Origin of the sequence: Youhaiella tibetensis, assembly GCF_008000755.1 — a bacterium.
GTDB classification, from domain to species: domain Bacteria; phylum Pseudomonadota; class Alphaproteobacteria; order Rhizobiales; family Devosiaceae; genus Paradevosia; species Paradevosia tibetensis.
Genome location: NZ_CP041690.1, coordinates 84220 through 106362, shown reverse-complemented (window position 1 = coordinate 106362; position 22143 = coordinate 84220). Strand labels below are relative to the sequence as shown.

Below are 22143 nucleotides of genomic sequence, written 5' to 3'. Positions count from 1 at the left end.
CCGGCCGGCTGCGATCAGCCGGCCGGGTCGTGTATTCAGTCGCGACCGAAGAGCGCGCGCCAGACGATGGCGCCAAGCGCCCCGCCCACCAGCGGCGCCACCCAGAACAGCCACAGCTGCCCCGCCGCCCCGTTCTGGGCGAAGAAGGCCACGGCCGTCGAGCGGGCCGGATTGACCGAGGTATTGGTCACCGGGATCGAGATGAGGTGGATGAGCGTGAGCGTGAAGCCAATGGCGATGCCGGCAAAGCCCACCGGAGCGGCCGGGCTCGTGGCCCCCAGGATCACGATGACGAAAACTGCCGTCAGCACGATTTCCGTGACGAGCGCGGCGATCATGTTGTAGCCGCCAGGCGAGTTGGCATCGAACCCGTTGGAGGCGAAGCCGCCTACGCCGGTGAAGTCGGCGGCGTTGGAAACGATGATGTAAAGCACGAGCGCGGCGAGCAACCCGCCCACCACCTGGGCGATCCAGTAGGGAATGACCCCGCCCCACGAGAAGCGCCCGGCGACCGCCAGGCCCAGCGTCACCGCCGGGTTGAAATGGCCGCCCGAGATGGCGCCGAAAGCATAGACGCCGGTAAGTACCGTCAACCCGAAGGCGAGCGCCACGCCGAGAAAGCCGATGCCGAATTGCGGAAATGTCGCTGAAATAACCGCGGCGCCGCAGCCGCCGAGTACCAGCCAGAACGTACCAAGAAATTCGGCGCCCAGGCGCCGTGTCGAAATGTTCGCAGACGAATCAGTTGCCATGGTTTCCCCCAGTATGCAAACCGGCGCCGATTCTAGCAGCGCCGTTACCGGCGGGAAGTCATGAGGAAAGCTTGTTCGCTGTTATTACTTGTCGCACGCAGTCGAGAGGGTTCAGCGCAGTCCGGTCTCTTTGAGAAGGCCCATGCGCTTGGCGTCATAGTAATAGCCGCTGGCGTAAAAGCGCACCGCCTGGTCCGGATTGCCGCGGGCAACCAAATAGGCGCCCCGCAGGTACTTGACCGCATATTTGAGATTGGTTTCCGCGTCCAGCAGTCCACTTGCCGGGCCTGAATAGCCCATGGTCTGCGCCGTCTGGTGCCGGATCTGCATCAGCCCGAAATAGGGGCCGTTGCGTGCGGCGGGATTATACTTGCTCTCGCGCACGATGACGCGCCGCACCAGCGATTCCGGCACCTGATAGAGAGCGGCGTATTGGACGATGAGGCCATCCAGCTGCCCGTCGCGTGGGGCCGCATAGGCCAAGGCGTCTGCCGCGCCCGCCCCCGGATCGATCGCCGCGACTTCGACGCCGCCGGCGCCCGCCAGCAGGTCCTTCGCCTCGGCCGCATCGGCGGCTTCGGCCACCTTGCTGGTCGCCGCCAGAGCACTTGTTCCCGAGCCGTTATGGGCAAACTTGATACCCGACATCGAACAGCCGGAAACCAGAACGGCAGCCGCAGCGACGAGCGGCAGGAAACGCAGGCGGGAAGGCAAAGGCGGAGCGTCCTCAACAGTTCCGAGAGTAACGCCAGTATGGTGCAAAAGCGGCGCCATAATGGCAGGAGCGCCGTCATTGCCATATTTGACCAGCCATGGCCAGCGGCGATGATTGACTTGCCTGGGTGGCTCAAACTACAGGTCGCCGCTCGCGCCTATACGGCACTGGGCGGGCTCTATACGAGCTGCGCGCCACCACTGCGCTGCGCTCAAACCACACTGTCCCGGGCGGCCTGCCTCTGCTAAGAGGCGGGCCATGACCCCGGAGCTTCCCAACCAGTACATCTACACCCCGCCCATGGAGCCCTACCTGACGGTTATCCATGAGGACGAGGACATCATCGTGCTCGACAAGCCCTCCGGTCTTCTTTCGGTCCCCGGCAAGCCCGAGGAGCTCAAGGATTGCCTGGAAAGCCGCGCGCGCGAACGCTACCCGACGGCCTCGACCATCCACAGGCTGGACAAGGACACCTCGGGGGTCGTGGTCATGGCGCTCAACAAATGGGCCCACGGGCGCATCGGTATCCAGTTCGAGAAACGCCAGACCGAAAAGTTCTACGAAGCCCGCCTTTGGGGCCTGCTCGAGGAAGACCGGGGCCGCGTCGACCTGCCCCTCGCCACTGATTGGGAGCGCAAGCCGCGCCAGCGCGTCGATTTCGAGCGCGGCCGCCCCTCGCAGACCGACTGGGAGGTGCTATCGCGCGATGGCAACACCACGCGCGTCAAGCTGATGCCGATCACCGGGCGCACCCACCAGCTCCGCGTCCATATGCTCAACCTCGGCCATCCGATCCTGGGCGATCCGTTCTATGCGGAAGGCGAAGCTCTCGCGGCCGCCGACCGTCTCCAGCTTCACGCCGAAATGCTCGGCTTTACCCACCCGCGCTCGGGCCAGTGGATGGAATTCCTCATTCGCTGCCCGTTCTGAGGGGCTTTCCCCACCTCCTAAAAACCCGCTCGGCCCCAGTTGCCGAACCGCCCCGCTTTCTGTAGTTTGCGCCCCAATCAGCCGCGGCCCCGCCCCGGCATCCAGAGCACCCGTAGCTCAGCTGGATAGAGCGCTGCCCTCCGAAGGCAGAGGTCGTGAGTTCGAATCTCGCCGGGTGCGCCAATTTCACGTCATTGGATTTGTTCCGGTCTCGCCCCGCATCCTGGTGGCTACCTTCGGCCCCGACGCTCGCCGCTCCCACTCTGGCGCTGGCCCGACGGTCGGGCGCGCAGTCTCAACCCGAACACACTCGTCCAAGGGAACAGGAAGGCGCGTGGGGAAACTCGTATTGGCAGGGTCGGTTGCCACTGATATTGCAATCGCAGTCCATGCTGTCGTCATAAAAAGGGAACGAGGATGAGGAAGGCGCTGACTGTCGAAGCACTCTCAGCGTTCGACCACTGCAAGCCATGACCGAGCGGACTAAAGGCGGACGCCGCTCGATCACGACTGCTCAAGCCCTCCTCGATCTCACAGAGAGAGGCGGCCGTCGACGCAAGCACAGGTACTGGCGCGATCTCCGCGGCTTTCTTGCTCCGGCGTTGACTGTAATTCTCGCTCAGGTCGCGCTCTATGCGTTCCTGACGACCTTGCCTGGTCGGGATGACTGGCTCAACATCATGGTTGCCGTCGCCGTACTCGCATTTGTACCTGCCGTTGCGGGGATATTACTGGCTGCGTTTCGAGGCAACGAGGCTCCGATAGTATCGTCCGGCGTGGTTATGCTGGTCCTCTACAGCTTCGCCGTCAGCATGCTGTCCGCGTTTCGGGTGCCGATAAGCTACGTGGCCATCGCTGTTTGCATCCCCGTCGGGACAGTGGTCATGGCCTACGCCAATATCCGCTTTCAGCGATCCATGGTCGTCAGGGTGGCCCTGGCGCCGTTTTCTCAAACGGACGATGTACTCCGGCAGATCGGCAAGAACATTCCGGTCCTCTCCGGACCTGATGCCGACCTCTCGGACATTGATCTGCTGCTGATCGACCCCAAAGCACACCACACCGAAAAATGGTCGGGAATGCTGGCGCAATGCTACCTCGGCGGCGTGGAGATCATGTCATGGACGAGGTACATCGAGATCTGGCACGGTCGGCTCGACGTTTCGAGTTTCGACGTGTCGCACCTGGCCTACACTTATTCCCAATTTCTCTACGCACAGACCAAGAGGTTCCTTGATCTTGCCGTGGTCGTGCTGACCCTTCCGGTGAGCCTTACCCTTGCGGTCTTCGTGGCTGGCTATATCTGGTTTCGAGATGGTGGGCCGGTCTTGTTCGTTCAGTTGCGACGCGGTTTTGGCGGGCGCAGCTTCCGGATGTACAAATTCCGCACGATGTACAAGGGAACCGCCGGGGGCGCCACGCGCGAGGGCGACAGCCGCATCATCCCCGGCTGCGACATTCTCAGAAAGCTCCGCCTTGACGAATTGCCTCAGCTCTACAACGTGCTGAGGGGCGAGATGAGCCTGATCGGCCCTCGGCCTGAGGCCATAGACCTGGCTCGGAACTATGAGCGCGACATCCCAAAATACACTGCCCGCCTCCTCGTGCTTCCAGGCATTACCGGATGGGCCCAGGTGAATTACGGGTACTCCGGAAATTCCGAAGAAGCATTATCAAAGTTATCGTACGACCTTTATTATATTAAGCACCTTTCTTTCGACCTGGATGCCCTCATCCTCTTCAAGACGGTTGCCACGGTTTTGCTGAGCCGAGGCGCACGATAGATCGAGACACGGTAGATGCCCCCCGCCTGGCTCCTCGGTCAGGCGTGACACGGGCGCTGAAACGTGATTATGTGCGCCCGATTTGCGGCTGGGTCCGATTACGTCTTTGCCGCCGTCCCGCCGCCGCCTTCAGGCAAACCGGGACAAGCCCTCAGGTTAAATGACACTCAAGATCATCGAAGCGAAATCGCGCCGCACACTTCCGGACTTAGGAGAGGTATGGCAGCACCGGGAACTGGGCCTTCTGCTCACCTATCGGCAGATCGCTGGCCGCTATAAGCAGATGCTGCTCGGCGGCCTATGGGCCGTCCTGGAACCGCTGGCGACACTTGCCCTGATGACAGTCGTCTTCGGTGCCGTGCTTCGGGTCGACACCAATGGTTTTCCTTACCCGGTTTTTGCCTTCGCCGGCCTGATCCCCTGGCTTCTGTTCAGCAGGGCGACCCAAGCCATCGCAGGGTCCTTGCAGGAAAACATGGCGCTGTTGTCCAAGGTCTATTTCCCGCGCTTGATCCTGCCCATGGTGGCGCTGTTTCGAGAGCTCTTCGACAGTCTCATCACGGTCGCCATTCTCATCATTCTCGCCGCCGTCTACGGGTTCTTTCCCAGCTGGAAATACCTGCTCATTCTGCCGGCTCTGGCGATGGTTGGCCTGGGCGCGGCGGCGATAGGCCTGTGGGTCGCGGCCCTCATGGTGCGGTTGCGTGACATCAGGCCGCTGCTCACCATCGTTCTGCAGGCCGGCATGTACCTCACGCCTATCCTGTACAGTCCGTCGATGGTGCCGGAACGGTTCATGCCCATCTACCAGCTCAATCCCATGTACTGGGCGGTCGAGCTGTTTCGCTGGATACTGCTCGGGCAGGACTTTCACCTTACCCCCAGCTTCTACGTGGCCATGGGCCTGACGCTGGTGCTGCTGGTCACCGGGCTCTTCGTGTTTTCCGTGTATGAGAAGGTGACGGTCGATGTCCAATAGCGAAATCGCCGTTCGCGTGGAGGGACTGGGAAAGCGCTACCTGCTGCCACACCAGGGGCAAAGGAAAGGTCTGGACCTGGCGCGGTCCCATCTCGCCGAGTTCCTGCCTTTTCTCGCCCACGAAGAGCAAGACTACTTCTGGGCGCTCAAGGACGTTAGCTTTGAGCTCAAGCGCGGTGACATCGTCGGCATTCTCGGACGCAACGGCTCGGGCAAAAGCACCCTGCTCAAGATCCTTTCAGGCATTACGCTACCCACGACGGGCCGCGCGGAGCTGCACGGACGGATAGGTTCGCTCCTTGAAGTGGGTACTGGCTTTCATCCCGATCTGTCGGGACGCGAGAACGTGTTCATGGCGGGCGCCTTGCTGGGCCTCAAGCAGCGGGAAATCCGCGCCCGCTTTGACGAGATTGTTGATTTCGCGGGCATCGAGAAATTCATCGACCTGCCAGTGAAACGCTATTCGAGCGGCATGTATGTGCGCCTGGCCTATGCTGTGGCATCGATGCTGCGCTCCGACATCCTGATCCTTGATGAGGTGCTCTCTGTAGGTGACGCTTCTTTCCGTGAGAAGAGCCAGAAGAATATCGAGTCCATCGCCAACGACGGCCGCACCGTGCTGTTCGTCAGCCACAATGCTCGGGCGGTTCGATCAATCTGCAAGAGCGGAATCGTCCTGGAGGCGGGGGAATGCGTGTTCCAAGGCAGCGCCAATGATGCGCTGAACAAGTACATGCAGAAGCTGCACCATTTCGACGAAGAAATAGTTCAGGTGGCTGACCACGTGGCCTGCAGCGACATCAGCGTCGCGCCAAGGCTCGGTGCAACTAATTCGATTCTACGCTGGGTCTCCACGCACAAGGCGGACGGTACGGAGGCCCGTCGATTCCAGACGGGCGAACCTTTCATAGTGCGGATCGGCTACGAAAATTCAAACGCGCCCCACCCGTACTTTTCGGTGTTGTTGCAGAACGAATTTGCTGAACGGGTTGCGACCATTCACAGCACGCACAGTTCTGAACAGTTATCCGTTCCCGCTTCCGGTGTTATCGAGTGCCGCATCGAAGAACTCCGCATCGGAGAGGGCACATACCATATCATGATTGACCACGGGAACTACGGCGGTTCGCGCGCTCAGGTGACGTCGTTGGATTGTGTGCCGAATGCGATGTCCGTCGCCGTCGAGCTAGGCGGATACGTCGCGGGCGTTGGCCTCGACAGCTACCAAGGCGCAGCGCATCGCTCGACTTGGGCTTTGCGTGAAGGAGGTAAATAGCGGTGACCAATTATCTTAGAAACTGGTTTCAGAATAGAAGGCAAAACGCTCGTCCAGCGAAAACTGCCTTCGACTTTTATTCGATAGGCTATCCCAAAACAGGCAATACATGGACTCGCATCTTACTGGGTAGTTACGTACGCAGCTTACACAACCTGCCCGAATTACCACTTTTCGACCCAGTCGAAATGGCGGAGCTGAAATCACGCGGCTACGATGGACCTACGGGTATATTTACTCACCAGCCCCTTGAGTGGTCAGACCAAGATTCTGGTGAACTTACATTTCAGAATGTAATAGCCCCTTTCCTGGAACAAAAGGTCATATTGCTCGTCCGCCACCCGCTTGATACTCTCGTTTCTAGTTTTATGCACTGGAAGCACAGATCCACGCCGCAATATTCCGGCACGTTACGCGATTTCGTTAGCGACCCAGTCTTTGGCTTGGACAAGCTATTACGATTTTATCAGTTGTGGGCTGACCATCACACGGCGGTTGGCAGTTTTCTTTGTGCGCGATATGAGGACACTCATAGGGATACGACTGGCCAGTTGTCTCGGTTGGTGGCTTTCCTCGAAGAGCGCGTCGACGAGAACGCGATCCGCGACGCTGTATCCTTTTCATCGTTCGAAAATCTTAAGGGGCTGGAGGCCTCCGGCACTCGTTTGGTCTATAAATCTTCAGGGTTTCACGCCTTTGGTGACGGGGACAGGAGCAACCCAGACGCGTTTCACATCAGGAACGGGAAGGTTGCAGGCTATCGAACCGAGCTGCCCCCAGAGATAATTGCTGATCTCGAAGAGCGAGTGCAGGCGGAGATGCCCCAAATCTACGGCTATACGTAGAGCTTGTGTGGCTACTTGGCGTTGCGCGTAGGGAGCACAGCCTAATGGGGAGCAAGACAAGCGGGAGCAGTCGGGCGGTTTTGTCTCGAGACGCTGTTGGCAAACTGGAATGGGATACGATAGTGCGCGCCTCCCCCGACGGCTGGACCTTCGCGCTTTACGAATGGCAGGAGTTAATCCTGCAGGTTGAGAGATGGGGCCTCCAGGACCTAAGTTTCGCCATGCAGGAAAACGGCAAGCTTATCGCGGTGGTGCCGTTACAGCTCAACCCCCACAGCGGCATTGCGGCCTCCTCGGGATGGGGCGGGGCGGGACCAATACTAGTCGCTGGTTTGACGCCCAAAGCTAGGCGCAGAGTCATGGACGAAGCACTCTCGCAGAGTGCTGAGATTGCACTAAGGGCTGGCGCTTCGGCCTTTGAGGTGACGCTGATGCCTGTCACCAAGACTTCATTAACAGCAGCATGGGGCGTCAATCCACTGGCGCTCAGCAGTTTCGAGGATGTTTCAGGCCTATCTCAGGTTATTGATCTTAGTGTATCGGAGGAACTTATCTGGCAGGGTTTCTCTTCTGATGCGCGCAGGCAGATTCGATTAGCTCAGGATGCTGGTTACTGCGTCGAGCGAGTCGACTGGCTCCAGTCTCTCGATCACTATTACGCGCTACACTGCGAAACCTATGTCCGGACGGGAGTTCCCCCTCACCCACGATCCTACTTCGCCGGGATCGCGGAGCGCATGGCCCCTCGGGGCAATGCTGCCCTTTGGTGCGTGCGGGATAAAGACGGCACCGCGGTCGCGTATCACAACGACTCTTGGTTCGGCGAGGCCGCCTACTATCACACCGGATGCTCTGCAACCGGAAGTGCGACTTCGGGTTCGGGCTATCTTCTATTTTGGGAGGCGATGCTGGGAGCACGACGGAGCGGCATCTTGTGGTATGATTGTGGCGCTGTGTTTCCAGGAACCGACAACTCCAAGCAGCAGGGGCTTACGACTTTCAAGACAAAGTTTGGCGGCGAAACGCATCGGCTGTTTAGGGCACGACGGCAGTTTGCCAAACCACAGGCGGCGGCCGAGGTGCTTCGTGGAGGTCCGGCCCACACCGGCAGGGCAAGGACTCTTGCCAAGAAAGTAACCTCATGGCTGCGATGAATCCTCCCTCGAAAAGCGCGCCGCTGAAGCAAAGATCGCTATGACACTAAGAGGACTTGCCACCAGCGGCAGACGGCTTGTAGCGGCAGTACTTGGTGAACGCACGTCGACCGCGACTGCAGACGTCGTTTGGCGCGGCATCTTTGCTGTGCGCTCACTTCAAGCCAAGACGTTTGCCGCTTGTCGCCGCATTCAACGCGGCGCATGGACGCCTATTCGCTTTATGCGTCCGTTCTGGGATAAGCGCGAATTTGCAGTCGGAACGATGAGTAACTCAGGTAGTGCCGGCAGCCGCCACCGTCTTGATCAAAAATTGCGTAGCGTACTAGAGATACCAGAATCACACGCTTTGGTCCTCACGGGTAGCGGTCGATCTGCTCTCGCCCTTGGACTACAAGTCCTTGCAGAGCAAAATCCTGATCGCAAGAAGGTATTGCTTCCAAGCTTTGGATGTCGCGGTATTTACGACCCTATTATTGAAGCAGGCTTAGTACCATTTTTCGTCGATGTGGACGACGATCTTCTTGCCAGTGAAGATGATATCATTGGCCACATTGACAACACAGTGCTGGCCTGTTTAGCGGTAAATACCTGCGGCAAGCAGATGGCTTTAGATCGCGTAGTTGAAACGGCTCGAAATTATGGTGTCTTTGTCATTGAAGATGACTGTCATGCGTTCGGAAAGTCCCAGTCGGGCCAAGTCGTCGACTTACGGATTCTTTCGTTCGGCATGGGTAAGAATGCTATGGCTAGCGCCGGCGGGGCATTGATCGCGTCGGTTTACCAAAACGAAATCCAGCGTGCGGCCTTCATGCTAAAAGATGAGCCCGACTACGCTTCCCGCGGGCGCTTCTCCTATTTCGCCAAGCGGTACTGGAATCGTCGGCACGAAGGTAATACGACACCGATCGACCGCTCATTAGTTACTCAATACGATAGCACTATCAGAATGAGTTCGCGGGACGCGCTTATCATGATTAGTCAAATCGATAAGCTTGATTATATTGTTAGCACTCGACAGAACAATGCCTCATTTCTTCGTTATGAGTTGACACCTAACCTATTTCAGACTCAGACGCCTGCATGTCACGTATACACTAAGCTGTCCGTGGTCTTCTCAAACCCGAGTTTGATGGTCCGATTTCGAGCGCACCTGCTGGACTGGGGTATCGAGACTGAAGAAATGTACTTCCCCTTACATTTGCGTCCGTTTGCTGCAGCCTACAATCAGCGCGCGCTTCCGCGAACGGAGGCTCTAAAAGGCTGCGTTCTAAACATTCCTATTCGACCAAATCTGACGACGCAGGAACTAAAGAGGATAAAGCGCTCCATTCGCGACTTTGCCGAGAACTTTCATGATTGACAGAAGAGCTATAGAAGATGCCACGCGCAAAAAATACACATCTGGCATCTATAAGGCTGAAACAATTAGTTTATCGCGTCCATCTGCAGATGGTAGTTACGTCGAAAGGATGTTGCGCCTAAAATTCGACCTGATCGAGCAATATCTTCCGGGCGATGTCATCGTCGATCTTTGCTGTGGTTCAGGCGTCCATCTGCACGAAACTGCGCGGGGAAGACGTAGAGGTATCGGACTGGATTTCAGCGCCCCATTTATCGAGTTTGCCGAGAAAGCCGCGAAGCAAAGCGGGATTGGTAACGTAGATTTCATACAATGTGATGCCAAAAGTATCCCAATTGAGGATGAGGCGGTCGATGCTCTATACTCCCTTAGCTCTTTATATTATGTCGCAGATGTCGAATCTGTTTTTTCTGAGATATCGCGGGTGCTGCGCCAAGGCGGACGCTGCCTTCTAGACCTTGGGAACGAAAGGTCACTAAACGGAATTGTCTGCAGAGAGTATCCCGACCTTTCGCAATTGTGCGGAGTTGATGTGCCGTCGATTGATTCAATATGCCAGGCTAGCGGACTACGAATCATCGAACATCGATGCTTTCAGATTCTTCCTATGTGGGCTGATAAGCCTCGCTGGCTCTGGCCGTTGCTTCATCCTGGATGGAAGACACTTCTGTCGCGTCGCGTCGCTGGACGAATGCTCGATGAGTGGATCAGTTCGCTGCCGATCCTCCGACGTTATGCTTTCCGACACGTTTTGGTGTGCGAGAAGTGCTAAAACGAGCCTTTTCTTTTACTGGCTGCCGCAGTTTCAAACGACCCTGCCTTTAGGTGACTTGGAAGGTTGGTGCCCGCTATATCTGGGGTGACCGAAGGCTACCGGTTTATGGAGGGCGGGCCGTGCTGAACATGAATTGTGTCAAACGTCTTTCGTTTGTTTGGTTCCAGAGTCTTTATGACGAGAGATGAATGATAATGGACTCGGACTTTCGCGATCCTCCGTTCCTCGAAAGCGAGAGAGACGGCTTAACGGAATATCTCCATCGCCTCTATTCGGGTGCCTTCACGGAGGAGGCCATCCGCGCCCATCTAGCCAACTATGTCGGCTATTCGTTTGCGGGGTATGTCGTTCAGGTGCTTCTGGCACGCCTGCCTGCCAGCGCGAAGGTGCTCGACATCGGTTGCGGTTTTGGAAGTACAGTGGTTGCGGGTCGTGAGGCCGGCTTCGATGTCACCGGTGTGGAAATAGCACCCTTCGAGGTAGAGTTTGCCCGACGCCGGCTGGAGCGCGTCCGGCCCCAGGATGACCCGGAAGCAGTGTTCATCATGGGTGACGCTACCAAGTTGGACGTCCCCCAGAACAGTCTGGACGCGGTCGCGTTCTGGAACGTATTGGAGCACATCGAATCCTGCGACGACATGCTGGAGACTGCCTTTCGAATCCTGCGCCCAGGCGGGATGGTTCTCATAGAATGCCCCAATTATGCAGCCAAGCGTCTCGAGGCGCATTACCATGTGCCATGGAAACCTGAACTGCGCCACGACCGAAAGAAGGCCGCCGAATATCTGCGTTCGCTGGGGCGGGACTCACGGTATTTCGAAACGTCCGTGTTCTGCCGGACCAATTGGGAAGTGCTGGGGAGCCTAAGACGACGCGGATTTGAGCTGCAGGAACTCGGCACCGGCCTATCCATGGCGCTACGACCTGGAAATCTGGCAAATATGATGCGCTACTGGCCACGCTTCGTTGACTTCTACAATCCAGGCAGACCCTCCGTTATCCTCTCCGCCCGCAAGCCCGTTGGGAGCACCTAGTGGCCAAACTGCTCGTTATCGTTCCCGACCGGATTTCCGACATCCTGATCAAGGGGGAATACCAGCCGGAGTACTACAACCCCGGCGGCGTCTTTGACGAAGTTCACATTCTTACCACGACTGACGATCGGCCACCGCTCGATCAATTGCAGCACACTGTGGGGCGCGCCCGGCTCACCGTTCACAATTATCCCGACGATCTCAACCTTGTGGGGAAGCGTCCGGCCTGGCTGGCTGGCTGGCGGTTGCGGCAATGGGCAGAAGGCGGGGTCGAGATCGCGCGGCAGATCGCTCCCGACATGATCCGGTGCCACGGCGCCGACTGGAACACCTATCTGGCCAGCCGCATCAAGGCTCGTCTGGGCATACCTTACGTCGTCAGCCTCCACATCAACCCCGATGTCAACCCGGTACGGCGCCACGTCGGGGCGGATCTTGCGCCCAGCCAAGTTCGGCATAATCGCTTTTATGACTACCTGGAAGGCGAGGCCCTGCGAAACGCAGACCTGGTGATGCCGGTTTACAAGCCCATTCTTCCTTACCTCGAGAGAGTCGGCGTCGAGCACGTCGAGGTCTGCTACAACGTCCTCAACAAGCTCTACCTGCGAAAGAAGTCGGACTATGCGCTCCACGATCCGGCGCGCATCATTTACGTTGGCCGGTTGTTCGAGGAGAAGAATCCCGAGAACATAATTCGAGCGATCGCCCTCATGGAACGGGTAGAGTTCAGCATAGTAGGTGACGGACCTATCCGGCCTCGACTGGAGGCACTCGTTGCCGACTTGAACTTGGCCGATAGAGTTAAGTTCTTGCCGGCCGTTCCCAATGACAAGCTCTGCGACCTGCTTGCCGAGTCAGATATATTCGCCGTGCACACCGAATACTGGGAGATCAGCAAGTCGGTGCTGGAAGCGGTGTTGACGGGGCTCCCGGTCGTTATCAACCGCCGCATCGGAGCTCCGGTGCCAGAGTTCGAAGAGGGTGACTTCCTGCGTTTGGTCGAAAACACCGTCGACGACTATCTTGGAGCGCTGAGGCAGCTTCTGGAGGACGATGAGGAGCGAGCGGCATTGGGACGAAGGGCCTTTGCCCATGCCAACGCGCACTGGTCGCCAGCGATCACGGAGGCCAAGTTCGCCGGGATCTATCGAACTATACTGGCGAAGCGCGGCGCCGCCGTGCCCGGGATGCCCGCCTGATGACGAAAAGTGCTGCAGACTACTCCCGCCTGCGCTGCCCCCGCTGCCGATCCGGCGAGCTGGCGATATCCGACAATGAAGTGCTCTGCACCGCTTGCGGTGCTCATTACCCCGCCGAAGACGGTGTCGCCGTTTTGGTCGCCGATCCGGTGGCGCATGAAAGCGATATCGCGCGAGCGCGGCAGGTCAATCCAGGCTGGTACCTCGAAGAACAGCCAGCGGAGGCAGTTTCCCCCTGGCGTCACCATCTTAAGAAGCGGCGCCTCTATGTGCAGGATCTGCTAGCGCGCGAATTGGCGCGGCGTGGCCGTACAAAAGCCGAGGCACTGCTCGACCTGGGATGCGGTGACGGCACGCATATGGTCTGGCTCAGCGCGTTCGCCGAGCAGCTCTACGGCAGTGACTACAATGCCGTACGGCTCGTTCGTGCCCGCAAGCAGATGGCCGACGCCACTTTGTTCCTGGCCGATATCCTCGACTATCCGGCCAAGGACAATGCCTTTGACGTGGTGTTCTTCAACCATGTGATCGAGCATATCCCCGACGACATGGCCGCCCTTGAAACCATTCATCGAATTCTCAAGCCGGGCGGGCTTCTGGTTCTGGGAACGCCGAACGAGGGAGCATGGTGGTGGCAATGGGCTTACCGCCGGGCGCCGGATGTCCTGGCCACCACAGATCACGTGCATTTCTACACCGCCGAAGTATTGACCGAAAGGATGCGCGCGGCCGGGTTCACGGTGAGCGAGGTCAAGCACATGGGTTGGGGGCCTCCTGACTGGCGACTGGATGGTCAACTGCGTCGACATAAGGTGCTCGATGACCTGTTCGAGGCGGTGGGAAGGGTTGTGTTGCCCAAGCAAGCGTCATCGTTGTATGTGGTCGCCACGAAGTGACCATCTCGAACAATGACGGGTTTGAATGAATCAGCCACTGGAGTTAGCCGCCCGTTTCAACGGCCCCCCACGGCTTGTCGGCAATGCGCTCGTGGTGCTGTGCGGCTATCGCGGAGGCGCTACCCGCAAGGGGCCGTGGCGTCTTGATGTGCCGCGACTGGGCCGTGTGGTCGATATCCTGACACTGTTTGGCTTGCGCCAGTTCGTTGCGACCTATCGCGATCACTATGCCAATCCGCGTAGCCGCGAGTATCAGCTGGACATGATACAATCCCTCTTGGGCCAGGCGCATTTCAGCACATGTGATCTCCTGATCGATGCGAGCCTCGGCGGCGACGTTGAGACCGTGACTCCGCCAGGATTCGGTCGCGTGTCCGTTGCCAAGCTCGCACATCGCGCCTCCATCCCGGCGGACCGGTATGATACCATCATTCTGACCTATCCTGATGCGATCGGTCTCTCCTGGACTGCTATGGAAAAGCAGGCCCTGACCGCCGCATTGGAGCGCGTGGTCGTCCTAAACGGTCGTCGGAGACTTTTCACACTCGACAACAACGCCCGTCGCAAGCTGCGTTGGCGACGTTTTCTTGCCAATACACGGCTGGTCCAGCTCCTTGCGGGGGTCGTGGCCTTCCCGGTCGGTGCTGTGCTGGCAACCGTGGACGGCATGCGGGGGCGGACATGAGCGACAGTCACCGGCCGGAACACGAAGAACCTGACTTCGCAGGTCAGAAGAAGGACAACATCCGCAGATGGTGGGCGGCCGCGCCCATGACCTATGGTGAAGACCACGGCCGGGCGGTCTACACCTTTCCCGACGGCCAGATCGAAGAAGCTGAACTGGGTTCACGCCGGTTCTTCGAACTTGCTGATCAGGTATTCTATCGGTGGAATCAGCCAATTCACCTGGCGAATGCCCCATTCGGTCGCATCTTCGATTATGATCGCTATCGCGGCGCCAGGGTCCTCGAAATCGGCTGCGGCATGGGCTGCATGGCGATGAACTGGGCCCGGCAGGGCGCCCAGATAACTGCCATCGACCTAAATCCGGTGGCAGTCGAGCAGACACGCCAGCGCTTCGCCGTTTTCGGACTGGAAGGGGATATCCGGCAGGTCGATGCCGAAAGGCTTCCATTCGACGATGCCCAGTTCGATTTCGTCTATTCTTGGGGCGTCGTGCATCATACGCCGGGAATCCGCAAGGCGATCGCCGAGATGTACCGGGTTTTGAAACCGGGGGGGCGAGCCGGCCTCATGCTCTATCACCGGCATTCGATCCTATCGAAGATCCTCGTCGGATGGGAGGAGGGCTACATCAACATGGAGCGCGAGTTCCTTGACAGCCTCGAGCTATCCAGCCGCTATGGCGATGGCGCGCGGCAGGAAGGCAACCCTCATACCTGGCCCGTGACCCCCAAGGAAATTCGTCGCGATCTGATGCCGCAGTTTGACGAGCTTGACGTTCGCATCCTCGGAACAGACGTGCCGGAAGCCCTCAATACTTGGCTTCCTCAACTGGGACGGCGGTTTCCCCTCCCCTTCACCAAAGCGCTGGCCCGCCGGTGGGGCTGGAGCCTGTGGATGACCGGCGGGAAGCCACAATGGTGAAAGCAGAGCTGGACCGTGCTGGCAGACGGTTGAAGCGGTTGCTGCACGATCCAATGGGCGTGATCAGTCGCCGTTTCAGCGGCGCCGACGCGGGGAACGCCCCGTACGTCCCAGCAGTTGGACCATTTGCCGCTCTTGGCGACAAAGCAAGGAACACCGGATTGGACCGGCTCTATCTGTTCCTTTCATTTGATTGCGACACCGATCTCGATATAGCCGCATCCGAAGAGCTTCATGCCTTTCTCGGCGGCCTTGGCATCAAGATGACGATGGCCGTTCCCGGTACGCAGTTGCGCAACGGAGCCGCCGTCTATGAGTCGTTGGCCACGCAAGGCGTAGAATTCATCAACCATGGATACCTGCCTCATGCCGCCTGGCACGAGGACCGGTACGTGAGTACGACTTTTTATCACGAAATGGACGAAGCCGCCGTCGCCGAGGATATCCGCCAAGGGCATCAAGCGGTTAGGGAGGTAATCGGTCGGGCGCCGGCCGGCTTCCGCGCTCCGCATTTTGGACATTTCCAGGAGCCGGAACACCTGGAACTGGTCTACTCCTTGGCCCGCCAGCTTGGCTATCGCTATTGCTCTACCACCAGTCCTACGGCCGCTTATGCGCATGGCCCGGTTTATGACGTTGGGGGCCTTGTCGAACTGCCCACGTCAGGATCTGTCCGGGCACCTACGACCATTCTCGATTCCTGGACCTACCTTACGGATCGACGCGACTATGCATTGTCCGAGGACTATGCAGACCTCATGATCGAAACTGTCGATACCCTGATCGAGCAAGGTATTCCGGGCATCCTGTCATGGTATGGTGATCCGGCCCATGTCATTGGTCAGGCTCCTTTCGAACGAGCCATGCAGCACCTGTCAGCTCGTCGCCTCGTTTCCCTGACCGGCACCGAAGCTGCCGCATTGATCGGGACACAGCCAGGAAATCGGCCCTAAGCGCCAAACCCAGTGAAAGAACAGGATAGAAATGGGCTTGAGGACTTTGTTGCAGCGTCTGCTGCCGGCGGATGCCACTACTCCCCCCGGCCTGGCCGAGGAAGTCCGCAAGTTGCGATACGAAAGCGACTATCTTCAGCTCGAAGTCAGCCGGCTGCGCTCGCTTGTCCGCTACCTTACGGCCGACATCATTCACGACCTGCCTATGCAGCGTCAGACCAAGGATAGCTTTGACTACCAGTGGGGTCACACGGATGACGGCAGCTGGATCGACAACCACCCTGAGATTCGCGAGCGTGAACCCAGGCTTGTCTGCCAGTATAGCGGGCTTCCGCGGGACTGGTTCACTGGAAAGACGGTGCTGGATGCCGGGTGCGGATCTGGCCGGTTCTCGTGGGCGATGGCGTCGATGGGAGCTTTGGTGACGGCTCTCGACCAATCCGCGTCCGGTGTCGATCACACCCGGAGGGCCTGCGCCGAGTTCGGTGATCGGGTTGTTGTCCGGCAGCACGACCTCACCAGACCTATCGATCTATCCTCGACGTTCGACCTGGTTTGGTCGTTCGGGGTATTGCATCACACCGGCAACACCTATGGGGCCTTCAGCAACATTGCGTCGCTGGTGAAGCCCGGCGGCTACATCTTCCTGATGCTCTACGGTGAGCCGACCGGCCGGGATTCGGGAGAGTTCGCATATTACACCGAGGTTGAGAGCCTACGTCGCCACACTAGCGTGATGAGCTTTGACGACCGGCTAAAGTTCCTCCAGGGCCTCAAGGGGGACCAGGCCGGCGGCTGGTTCGACGCGGTTTCGCCCGAAATAAACGACACCTATTCATTCTACGAAATCCAATTGTGGCTGCAGCGCGCTGGATTTGGCGACATCCGACGGACGATGGATCATGCAAGTCATCATGTAATCGCCCGCAAAGTGTCTTGAGCGGGCCGGTTTTTAGCTCATGTGCGGTATCACGGGGTGGATCGGCAATCTTGACCGGAGCGACGAGGCTGAAGCCCGCCTGCGTCGCATGTCCGACGCGATCGTGCATCGCGGCCCCGACGACTCAGGTTTTCATGTCGACGACGGTGTTGGGTTCGGCTTTCGCCGCTTGAGCATCGTCGACCTGGCCGGCGGGCATCAGCCCATGTCCAGCCAGGATGGCAATATCTGGGTCATGCTAAATGGCGAGGTCTACAACCACGAGGCGCTGCGGGCGGAGATGCGAAGCCAGGGTTGTACCTTTCGTACCTCTTCTGACACCGAGGTTCTGCTTCGCCTCTACGAACGGGAAGGATTGAGCGGCTTTCACCGTATGAACGGCATGTTTGGCGTCGCCATCTGGGACGGACGGACAAAGCGCCTGCATCTCGTTCGTGATCGGCTCGGAGTGAAGCCCGTCTACTACGCGCCGGTCAAAGGTGGCCTCGTCTTCGGTTCGGAGATCAAGGCCATCCTCGCCAGCGGCCTGGTCGACAAGGAGGTGAACCCTCGTGCGATCTGGGACTTCCTGACCTTCCGCTATGTGCCTGCTCCCGATTCCATATGGATGGGAATATCCAAGCTGCCCCCAGGGCATGTTTTGACGATGGAACTTGAGGATCCATTGCCCCGTGTCGAGCGCTGGTGGCAAATGCCCATGCGGGCGCCGGACAAGAGCGAAGAACGTCCAGACGCGGTCTATGATCAGGAATTTGCAGACCTGTTCGAGGATGCAGTGGCTTTGCGCATGCGCGCCGATGTGCCAGTGGGCATAACCCTCAGTGGCGGCCTCGACTCAAGCGCAGTCGTGAGCGCCGCGCGAAACTCGACCGACAGGCTGATGACGTTTTCGGTTTCCTTCGCCGGTTCACCGGAAACCGACGAGTTGCCCTATGCCAGAACGGTTGCGCGGTATTTCGACACTGACCACCACGAGGTGTCCATCGGCGCCTCTGATTTCATGGGTTTTCTCACGGATCTGGTCTGGTATGCCGATGAGCCCATGGCCGATCTGGCGTCCGTACCGCTCTACTATGTTTCAAAGCTTGCGGGGCAGCATGTGACGGTAGCCCTCTCCGGGGAGGGGAGCGACGAGATTTTCGCCGGCTACAACTTCGAGCAGAGAGCTCAGCTTTGGGATCGAGCGGCGGCAGCAAGGGCCGCCCTTCCTCGCTGGGCAAATGGCCGCCTGGGCGGGCTGTTGGCAGGCATCTCGGGACGCTTTGCCCGGTTGCGGTCCGATGCATCCACTATTTGCGATCAGCGTGCTGTGCCTGAGCCCATTTCAATGACCAACTACTGGTCCTCGGCAGACAAACTGCAGTTGCTTCGTGCCAATGGGACGTGGCCTGACAGTTTCGATCGCCCGCGGCAGATCCTGGATCAACTCGGAGACCAGCCACCCCTCAACCAGGCATTGTACCTCTATTCGCAGGATTGGCTGGTCGAGGACTTGCTGATGAAGGCCGATCGCATGTCCATGGCCAATTCTGTCGAACTGCGCACGCCGTTCTTGGATTATCGCCTTGTAGAGTGGGCGGGCGCCCTGCCCACTCGACTGAAGGCGGGTCCCTCCGTGAACGGTGTCTATCGCTCCAAAGAGATCCTTCGGCGATATGCCGAGGCGCGGTTGCCGCGCGAGATCGTGGATCGCCCCAAGCAGGGGTTTCCAGTGCCGGTTTATGGTTGGCTGTCGACCGAACTCAAGCAATGGGCCCAAGACATGCTATCGCCTTCCGCGCAACTGACGAACTGGCTTACGCCAGAGGCCCTTGCCGCGGTCGTGCGCGCCGGCACCGATCGGACGGCCGGCATGATGGATCGACACCGGCTTTGGAACGTACTGATACTCGAGTTGTGGATGCGGCGATGGCTGGTCTAAAAGGACGATTGCTGGCCCTGTCATGGACGATGCCGCCGCTGGTTTTTCCTCGTTCGCTGCAAATTTCCCGGTCTCTACGAGGTCTTCAGGCCCGTGGCTGGGAAACGACCGTAGTGACGGTGACCCCCGATGCGGAGCCGTTTGCAACGATCGATAGCGGGCTGCAGGACTTCTACAACGGCGCCTACCACTGCATTCCAGTCGAGCTTCGTGAAGAGAAAGAGCCAAGCCCGATATGGCTAAGGCTCTGGCGGCGATTCCGGCCACCTGCCGATATCAGGACGGACAACTGGGTGCGTCGCGCCGCGCAAGTTATGCGGCGAGAGATTCGCGACGGCAGACATGACGCCATGATTACCTTCGCGCAGCCTTGGGTCGACCACGCGGTGGGGTTGAGGCTGAAGCGGAGCCTGCCCGATTTTCCGTGGATCGCCCACTTCAGCGACCCTTGGGTGGATAGCGCCTATCGACAATTTTCGAGTGAAACCGAACGCGCGGCAGCTTTGCGCCAAGAGCGGGATGTGATCGGCTCGGCCGATGCTGTGATATTCGTCAACCAGTACACTGCCGATCTTGTGATGGCCAAGTACCCGCCAGAATGGCAGAAAAAGGTACATGTCGTTCCGCACGGTATGGAGCCCGATCTGCTGCCGCTTCTGGAACGACCAAAGGCGCAGGAGCCGGTGATGCGCATCGTGCACACCGGCAATTTTTACGGGCATCGCAAACCCGACCTTGTCTTGCGCGCCGTAAAGGCTCTGGCGGATGCGCGGCACGGCAACATTGCGCTGCGGCTCGAACTCATCGGCCATGCGGACGACGCGTTGCGACAAACCGCCACCGATCTCGGGGTGGACGGACTCGTGACCTTCACGGGCAGCAAAACCTACCTGGAAAGCCTCGCGAGTGCACAGTCGGCGGATCTTTTGCTCCTGATTGACGCGCCGGCGGATACGAGTGTGTTCCTGCCGAGCAAGATCGTTGACTATTTCATGCTGAAACGCCCGATCCTGGGCATCACACCTGGGCGCGGCGCTTCCGCCGAGGCGCTGCGAGGCGCCGGCTGCCCGGTGGTCGATCCTGAGGACTACGAGGGAATACTCGCGGCTCTGGCTGAATCGTTCCAGCAATGGGAGACTTCCGGTGCGGCTGGGCCAATCCCTTCGGGGGCAAGCTTGGACGCTTTCGGGATTGAACAGGTAGCCGAGAGGTTCGAGGCCGCCCTGCTTTCTGGAAGTCCGAAAATCGCGGCAAGCGAAGAACGGCAACCTCCTCTGTTGTCGCCGGAAGGCGTTGCTGCGGCTCTTGATGAACGGAGAGGCCGTGCCAAGGGAACGGTGACGGCAATGCTGTGGAACTCGGATGCCTCGGCGGCGGAGGCTTTGCTGGCCCGGCCTGACGTCGAAAGTGTCATCCTGACCGGTGCCGATCCCGCCCTTGCAGATCTGCTTCCGGATCGTTGCGGTGGGTGGGACCCTGCGGCTGGGGCGCTGACGCTTCCGGGACGCCTTTCTGCAGAACTTCACTATTTCGTGCCAGGAGCGCAGTGGCCGTTCGGTGTCAAGACGACCTATCATCTGATGCGGCGCAAGGTTCGACACGTGGTGTTCCACGACCGGGATCTTGGAACAGTGCGCGCCAGCACAGCCGCACTTCTCGTTGCCGCCGGCGCTGGCTCTCTGCGATACCGGTTCAGCCGCGCTGCGGTAGGTCGGCTGCTCGATCAAGCCATGCCGGGATTTTCGGTGGATGTCATTCGGCGCAATATCGCCGCGCGTCCCTCGCCAACCAAAGCTGTTGCCGGCCGGGTCATGCTCGTGACTGGTTCGCTGGGGCCGGGTGGCAGCGAACGCCAGACCGCCAATACGCTGCTGGGCCTTAAGGCAGCTGGGGTCACGGATATCTCACTGCTGTGCGCCCAACCGCTGGTGCCGCCGTATGATTTCTTCTATCCGGCGCTCGAGGAAGCCGAGATTCCCTGCCTGCACCTCTGGGACGAGGCGCTGCGAGCAAGTTCGACGGGGGAGCTGACCTCCCGCCAACTTTTGGTCGTGCAGGCAATGGGACGGCTCGGCGTACGCCGAGACGCCTTCCTCAGCTACTTCCGGGTGTTCAGCGAACGGCGGCCGGAAATCGTGCATACCTGGCTCGATGACATCAACGTGACGGCCGGCATCGCTGCAGTGCTTGCCGGCGTTCCGAAGGTGGTGATCGGCTGCCGCAGCCTGGCGCCCCACAACTTTCCTTTCCATCAGAGGTACATGAGGCCGCTTTATAGGCTACTTGCCAAGCAGCCCAACGTGACGATCCTCAACAACTCGGAGGCGGGCGCCCGTGACTATAGGCAATGGGCGGGCCTCACAGCGGACATCCGCGTGATCCGCAACGGTTTCGATTTTCCTGCACTGAGCGGGGATCGCGAGGCCATTTCCCGTCGCATTCGTGCCACCCTGGGCATTCCCGTCGACGCCGCACTGGTGGGCACCATCATGCGGCTGTCACAGGAAAAGCAGCCCGATCTGTGGCTGGATATTGCTGAACGGACGAAGGAAGCGCGAACGGACGCGCATTTCATTATTGTTGGCGATGGCCCGATGATGGCGGACCTCAAGAAAAGGATTGAGTCTTCGCCGCTCAGAGGCAGTGTCAGCCTTCTGGGGCGCCGGCCCGACGCGGTTGAGTTGCTGGCCGCCATGGACGTCTTCCTGCTCACATCGTCAGTGGAAGGGCTGCCGAACGTGGTGGTGGAAGCTCAGGCCGAGGGCGTCCCGGTCGTCGCGTCAGACGTCGGGGGTGTTGGCGAGGTCTTTACTGATGGAGATACTGGGGTGATCATCCCCAGCCAGGCTGTTTCCGATTTTGTGGACGGCATACTCAAGGTACTGAAGGACCCCGACCTGAGGAAGCGCGCCCGAGACCGTGGGCCCGTCAGCATGCGGGAACGCTTCTCGGTGGAGCGTATGATCAAGGAAACGATCGACGTTTACGGAAAGACCGGATGACAGAGGCGGACCGGCGG

At 59.1% G+C, this 22143-nt stretch carries 18 protein-coding genes, 1 tRNA gene and 1 pseudogene; 18 read left to right on the top strand and 2 right to left on the bottom strand.

Features of this window, described 5'->3' with window-relative positions; translation table 11 throughout:
• Positions 1-35 precede the first annotated feature (35 nt).
• Together aqpZ and FNA67_RS22500 are read right to left on the bottom strand one after the other, a co-directional pair.
• Positions 36-752 (bottom strand): aquaporin Z, encoded by a 717-nt coding sequence (aqpZ, locus tag FNA67_RS00475; RefSeq protein WP_147654689.1) that lies wholly within the window; start codon positions 750-752, stop codon positions 36-38.
• Between the two features lie 111 nt (positions 753-863).
• Positions 864-1205, bottom strand: a pseudogene (locus FNA67_RS22500) (transglycosylase SLT domain-containing protein); the annotation flags it as partial.
• Positions 1206-1725: 520 nt separating this feature from the next.
• On the opposite strand from FNA67_RS22500, the gene FNA67_RS00465 reads away from it, so the two are divergent.
• The 18 genes from FNA67_RS00465 to FNA67_RS00380 all read left to right on the top strand — a co-directional run bounded on the left by FNA67_RS00465 (position 1726) and on the right by FNA67_RS00380 (position 22126).
• Positions 1726-2397 (top strand): pseudouridine synthase, encoded by a 672-nt coding sequence (locus FNA67_RS00465; RefSeq protein ID WP_210246415.1) that lies wholly within the window; start codon positions 1726-1728, stop codon positions 2395-2397.
• Positions 2398-2503: 106 nt separating this feature from the next.
• Positions 2504-2580, top strand: a tRNA-Arg gene (locus FNA67_RS00460).
• A gap of 287 nt (positions 2581-2867) precedes the next feature.
• Positions 2868-4181: a sugar transferase gene (locus FNA67_RS00455; RefSeq protein WP_147654688.1), complete on the top strand. Its 1314-nt coding sequence runs from the start codon at positions 2868-2870 to the stop codon at positions 4179-4181.
• A gap of 160 nt (positions 4182-4341) precedes the next feature.
• On the top strand, positions 4342-5160 hold the full coding sequence (locus tag FNA67_RS00450) for an ABC transporter permease (RefSeq protein WP_049707220.1): 819 nt from the start codon (positions 4342-4344) through the stop codon (positions 5158-5160).
• A complete protein-coding gene (locus FNA67_RS00445) occupies positions 5150-6436 on the top strand; it encodes an ABC transporter ATP-binding protein (RefSeq protein ID WP_147654687.1) in 1287 nt (428 codons plus the stop codon). The genes FNA67_RS00450 and FNA67_RS00445 overlap by 11 nt, the downstream gene beginning before the upstream one ends.
• Before the next feature lie 2 nt (positions 6437-6438).
• Positions 6439-7281: a sulfotransferase domain-containing protein gene (locus FNA67_RS00440; protein WP_170267158.1), complete on the top strand. Its 843-nt coding sequence runs from the start codon at positions 6439-6441 to the stop codon at positions 7279-7281.
• A gap of 359 nt (positions 7282-7640) precedes the next feature.
• Positions 7641-8435: a GNAT family N-acetyltransferase gene (locus tag FNA67_RS00435; RefSeq protein WP_170267157.1), complete on the top strand. Its 795-nt coding sequence runs from the start codon at positions 7641-7643 to the stop codon at positions 8433-8435.
• A gap of 40 nt (positions 8436-8475) precedes the next feature.
• Entirely contained in the window at positions 8476-9798 is a 1323-nt protein-coding gene (locus FNA67_RS00430; RefSeq protein WP_147654684.1) for a DegT/DnrJ/EryC1/StrS family aminotransferase, read from the top strand.
• Positions 9791-10570, top strand: a complete 780-nt coding sequence (locus FNA67_RS00425; protein WP_147654683.1) for a class I SAM-dependent methyltransferase — start codon at positions 9791-9793, stop codon at positions 10568-10570. The genes FNA67_RS00430 and FNA67_RS00425 overlap by 8 nt, the downstream gene beginning before the upstream one ends.
• 197 nt (positions 10571-10767) lie before the next feature.
• Entirely contained in the window at positions 10768-11607 is an 840-nt protein-coding gene (locus FNA67_RS00420) for a class I SAM-dependent methyltransferase (RefSeq protein ID WP_170267156.1), read from the top strand.
• Positions 11607-12806 (top strand): glycosyltransferase, encoded by a 1200-nt coding sequence (locus FNA67_RS00415; RefSeq protein WP_147654681.1) that lies wholly within the window; start codon positions 11607-11609, stop codon positions 12804-12806. The genes FNA67_RS00420 and FNA67_RS00415 overlap by 1 nt, the downstream gene beginning before the upstream one ends.
• Positions 12806-13702: a methyltransferase domain-containing protein gene (locus FNA67_RS00410; RefSeq protein WP_049707212.1), complete on the top strand. Its 897-nt coding sequence runs from the start codon at positions 12806-12808 to the stop codon at positions 13700-13702. The genes FNA67_RS00415 and FNA67_RS00410 overlap by 1 nt, the downstream gene beginning before the upstream one ends.
• A 25-nt stretch (positions 13703-13727) precedes the next feature.
• Positions 13728-14387 carry a hypothetical protein gene (locus FNA67_RS00405; protein ID WP_049707211.1) on the top strand — a complete coding sequence of 220 codons (660 nt, stop codon included), beginning with the start codon at positions 13728-13730 and terminating at the stop codon, positions 14385-14387.
• On the top strand, positions 14384-15310 hold the full coding sequence (locus FNA67_RS00400) for a class I SAM-dependent methyltransferase (protein ID WP_147654680.1): 927 nt from the start codon (positions 14384-14386) through the stop codon (positions 15308-15310). Before FNA67_RS00405 ends, FNA67_RS00400 begins: the two co-directional genes overlap by 4 nt.
• Entirely contained in the window at positions 15304-16263 is a 960-nt protein-coding gene (locus tag FNA67_RS00395) for a polysaccharide deacetylase family protein (protein ID WP_147654679.1), read from the top strand. The genes FNA67_RS00400 and FNA67_RS00395 overlap by 7 nt, the downstream gene beginning before the upstream one ends.
• Positions 16264-16312: 49 nt before the next feature.
• Positions 16313-17203: a class I SAM-dependent methyltransferase gene (locus FNA67_RS00390; protein ID WP_170267155.1), complete on the top strand. Its 891-nt coding sequence runs from the start codon at positions 16313-16315 to the stop codon at positions 17201-17203.
• Between the two features lie 19 nt (positions 17204-17222).
• A complete protein-coding gene (gene asnB, locus FNA67_RS00385) occupies positions 17223-19124 on the top strand; it encodes an asparagine synthase (glutamine-hydrolyzing) (RefSeq protein ID WP_147654677.1) in 1902 nt (633 codons plus the stop codon).
• The gene (locus tag FNA67_RS00380) at positions 19112-22126 is read left to right on the top strand and encodes a glycosyltransferase (RefSeq protein ID WP_147654676.1); all 3015 of its coding nucleotides are present in this window, start codon (positions 19112-19114) and stop codon (positions 22124-22126) included. The genes asnB and FNA67_RS00380 overlap by 13 nt, the downstream gene beginning before the upstream one ends.
• Positions 22127-22143: the final 17 nt, after the last annotated feature.

What these genes read in the sequence shown, in the direction of transcription:
- FNA67_RS00445 (WP_147654687.1), top strand. Translation starts at nt 5,150, where the DNA reads ATGTCCAATAGCGAAATCGCCGTTCGCGTGGAGGGACTGGGAAAGCGC.
- FNA67_RS00430 (WP_147654684.1), top strand. Translation starts at nt 8,476, where the DNA reads ATGACACTAAGAGGACTTGCCACCAGCGGCAGACGGCTTGTAGCGGCA.
- FNA67_RS00455 (WP_147654688.1), top strand. Translation starts at nt 2,868, where the DNA reads ATGACCGAGCGGACTAAAGGCGGACGCCGCTCGATCACGACTGCTCAA.
- FNA67_RS00465 (WP_210246415.1), top strand. Translation starts at nt 1,726, where the DNA reads ATGACCCCGGAGCTTCCCAACCAGTACATCTACACCCCGCCCATGGAG.
- FNA67_RS00395 (WP_147654679.1), top strand. Translation starts at nt 15,304, where the DNA reads ATGGTGAAAGCAGAGCTGGACCGTGCTGGCAGACGGTTGAAGCGGTTG.
- FNA67_RS00420 (WP_170267156.1), top strand. Translation starts at nt 10,768, where the DNA reads ATGGACTCGGACTTTCGCGATCCTCCGTTCCTCGAAAGCGAGAGAGAC.
- FNA67_RS00435 (WP_170267157.1), top strand. Translation starts at nt 7,641, where the DNA reads ATGGACGAAGCACTCTCGCAGAGTGCTGAGATTGCACTAAGGGCTGGC.
- FNA67_RS00405 (WP_049707211.1), top strand. Translation starts at nt 13,728, where the DNA reads ATGAATCAGCCACTGGAGTTAGCCGCCCGTTTCAACGGCCCCCCACGG.
- FNA67_RS00425 (WP_147654683.1), top strand. Translation starts at nt 9,791, where the DNA reads ATGATTGACAGAAGAGCTATAGAAGATGCCACGCGCAAAAAATACACA.
- asnB (WP_147654677.1), top strand. Translation starts at nt 17,223, where the DNA reads ATGTGCGGTATCACGGGGTGGATCGGCAATCTTGACCGGAGCGACGAG.
- aqpZ (WP_147654689.1), bottom strand. Translation starts at nt 752, where the DNA reads ATGGCAACTGATTCGTCTGCGAACATTTCGACACGGCGCCTGGGCGCC.
- FNA67_RS00450 (WP_049707220.1), top strand. Translation starts at nt 4,342, where the DNA reads ATGACACTCAAGATCATCGAAGCGAAATCGCGCCGCACACTTCCGGAC.
- FNA67_RS00380 (WP_147654676.1), top strand. Translation starts at nt 19,112, where the DNA reads ATGGCTGGTCTAAAAGGACGATTGCTGGCCCTGTCATGGACGATGCCG.
- FNA67_RS00400 (WP_147654680.1), top strand. Translation starts at nt 14,384, where the DNA reads ATGAGCGACAGTCACCGGCCGGAACACGAAGAACCTGACTTCGCAGGT.
- FNA67_RS00410 (WP_049707212.1), top strand. Translation starts at nt 12,806, where the DNA reads ATGACGAAAAGTGCTGCAGACTACTCCCGCCTGCGCTGCCCCCGCTGC.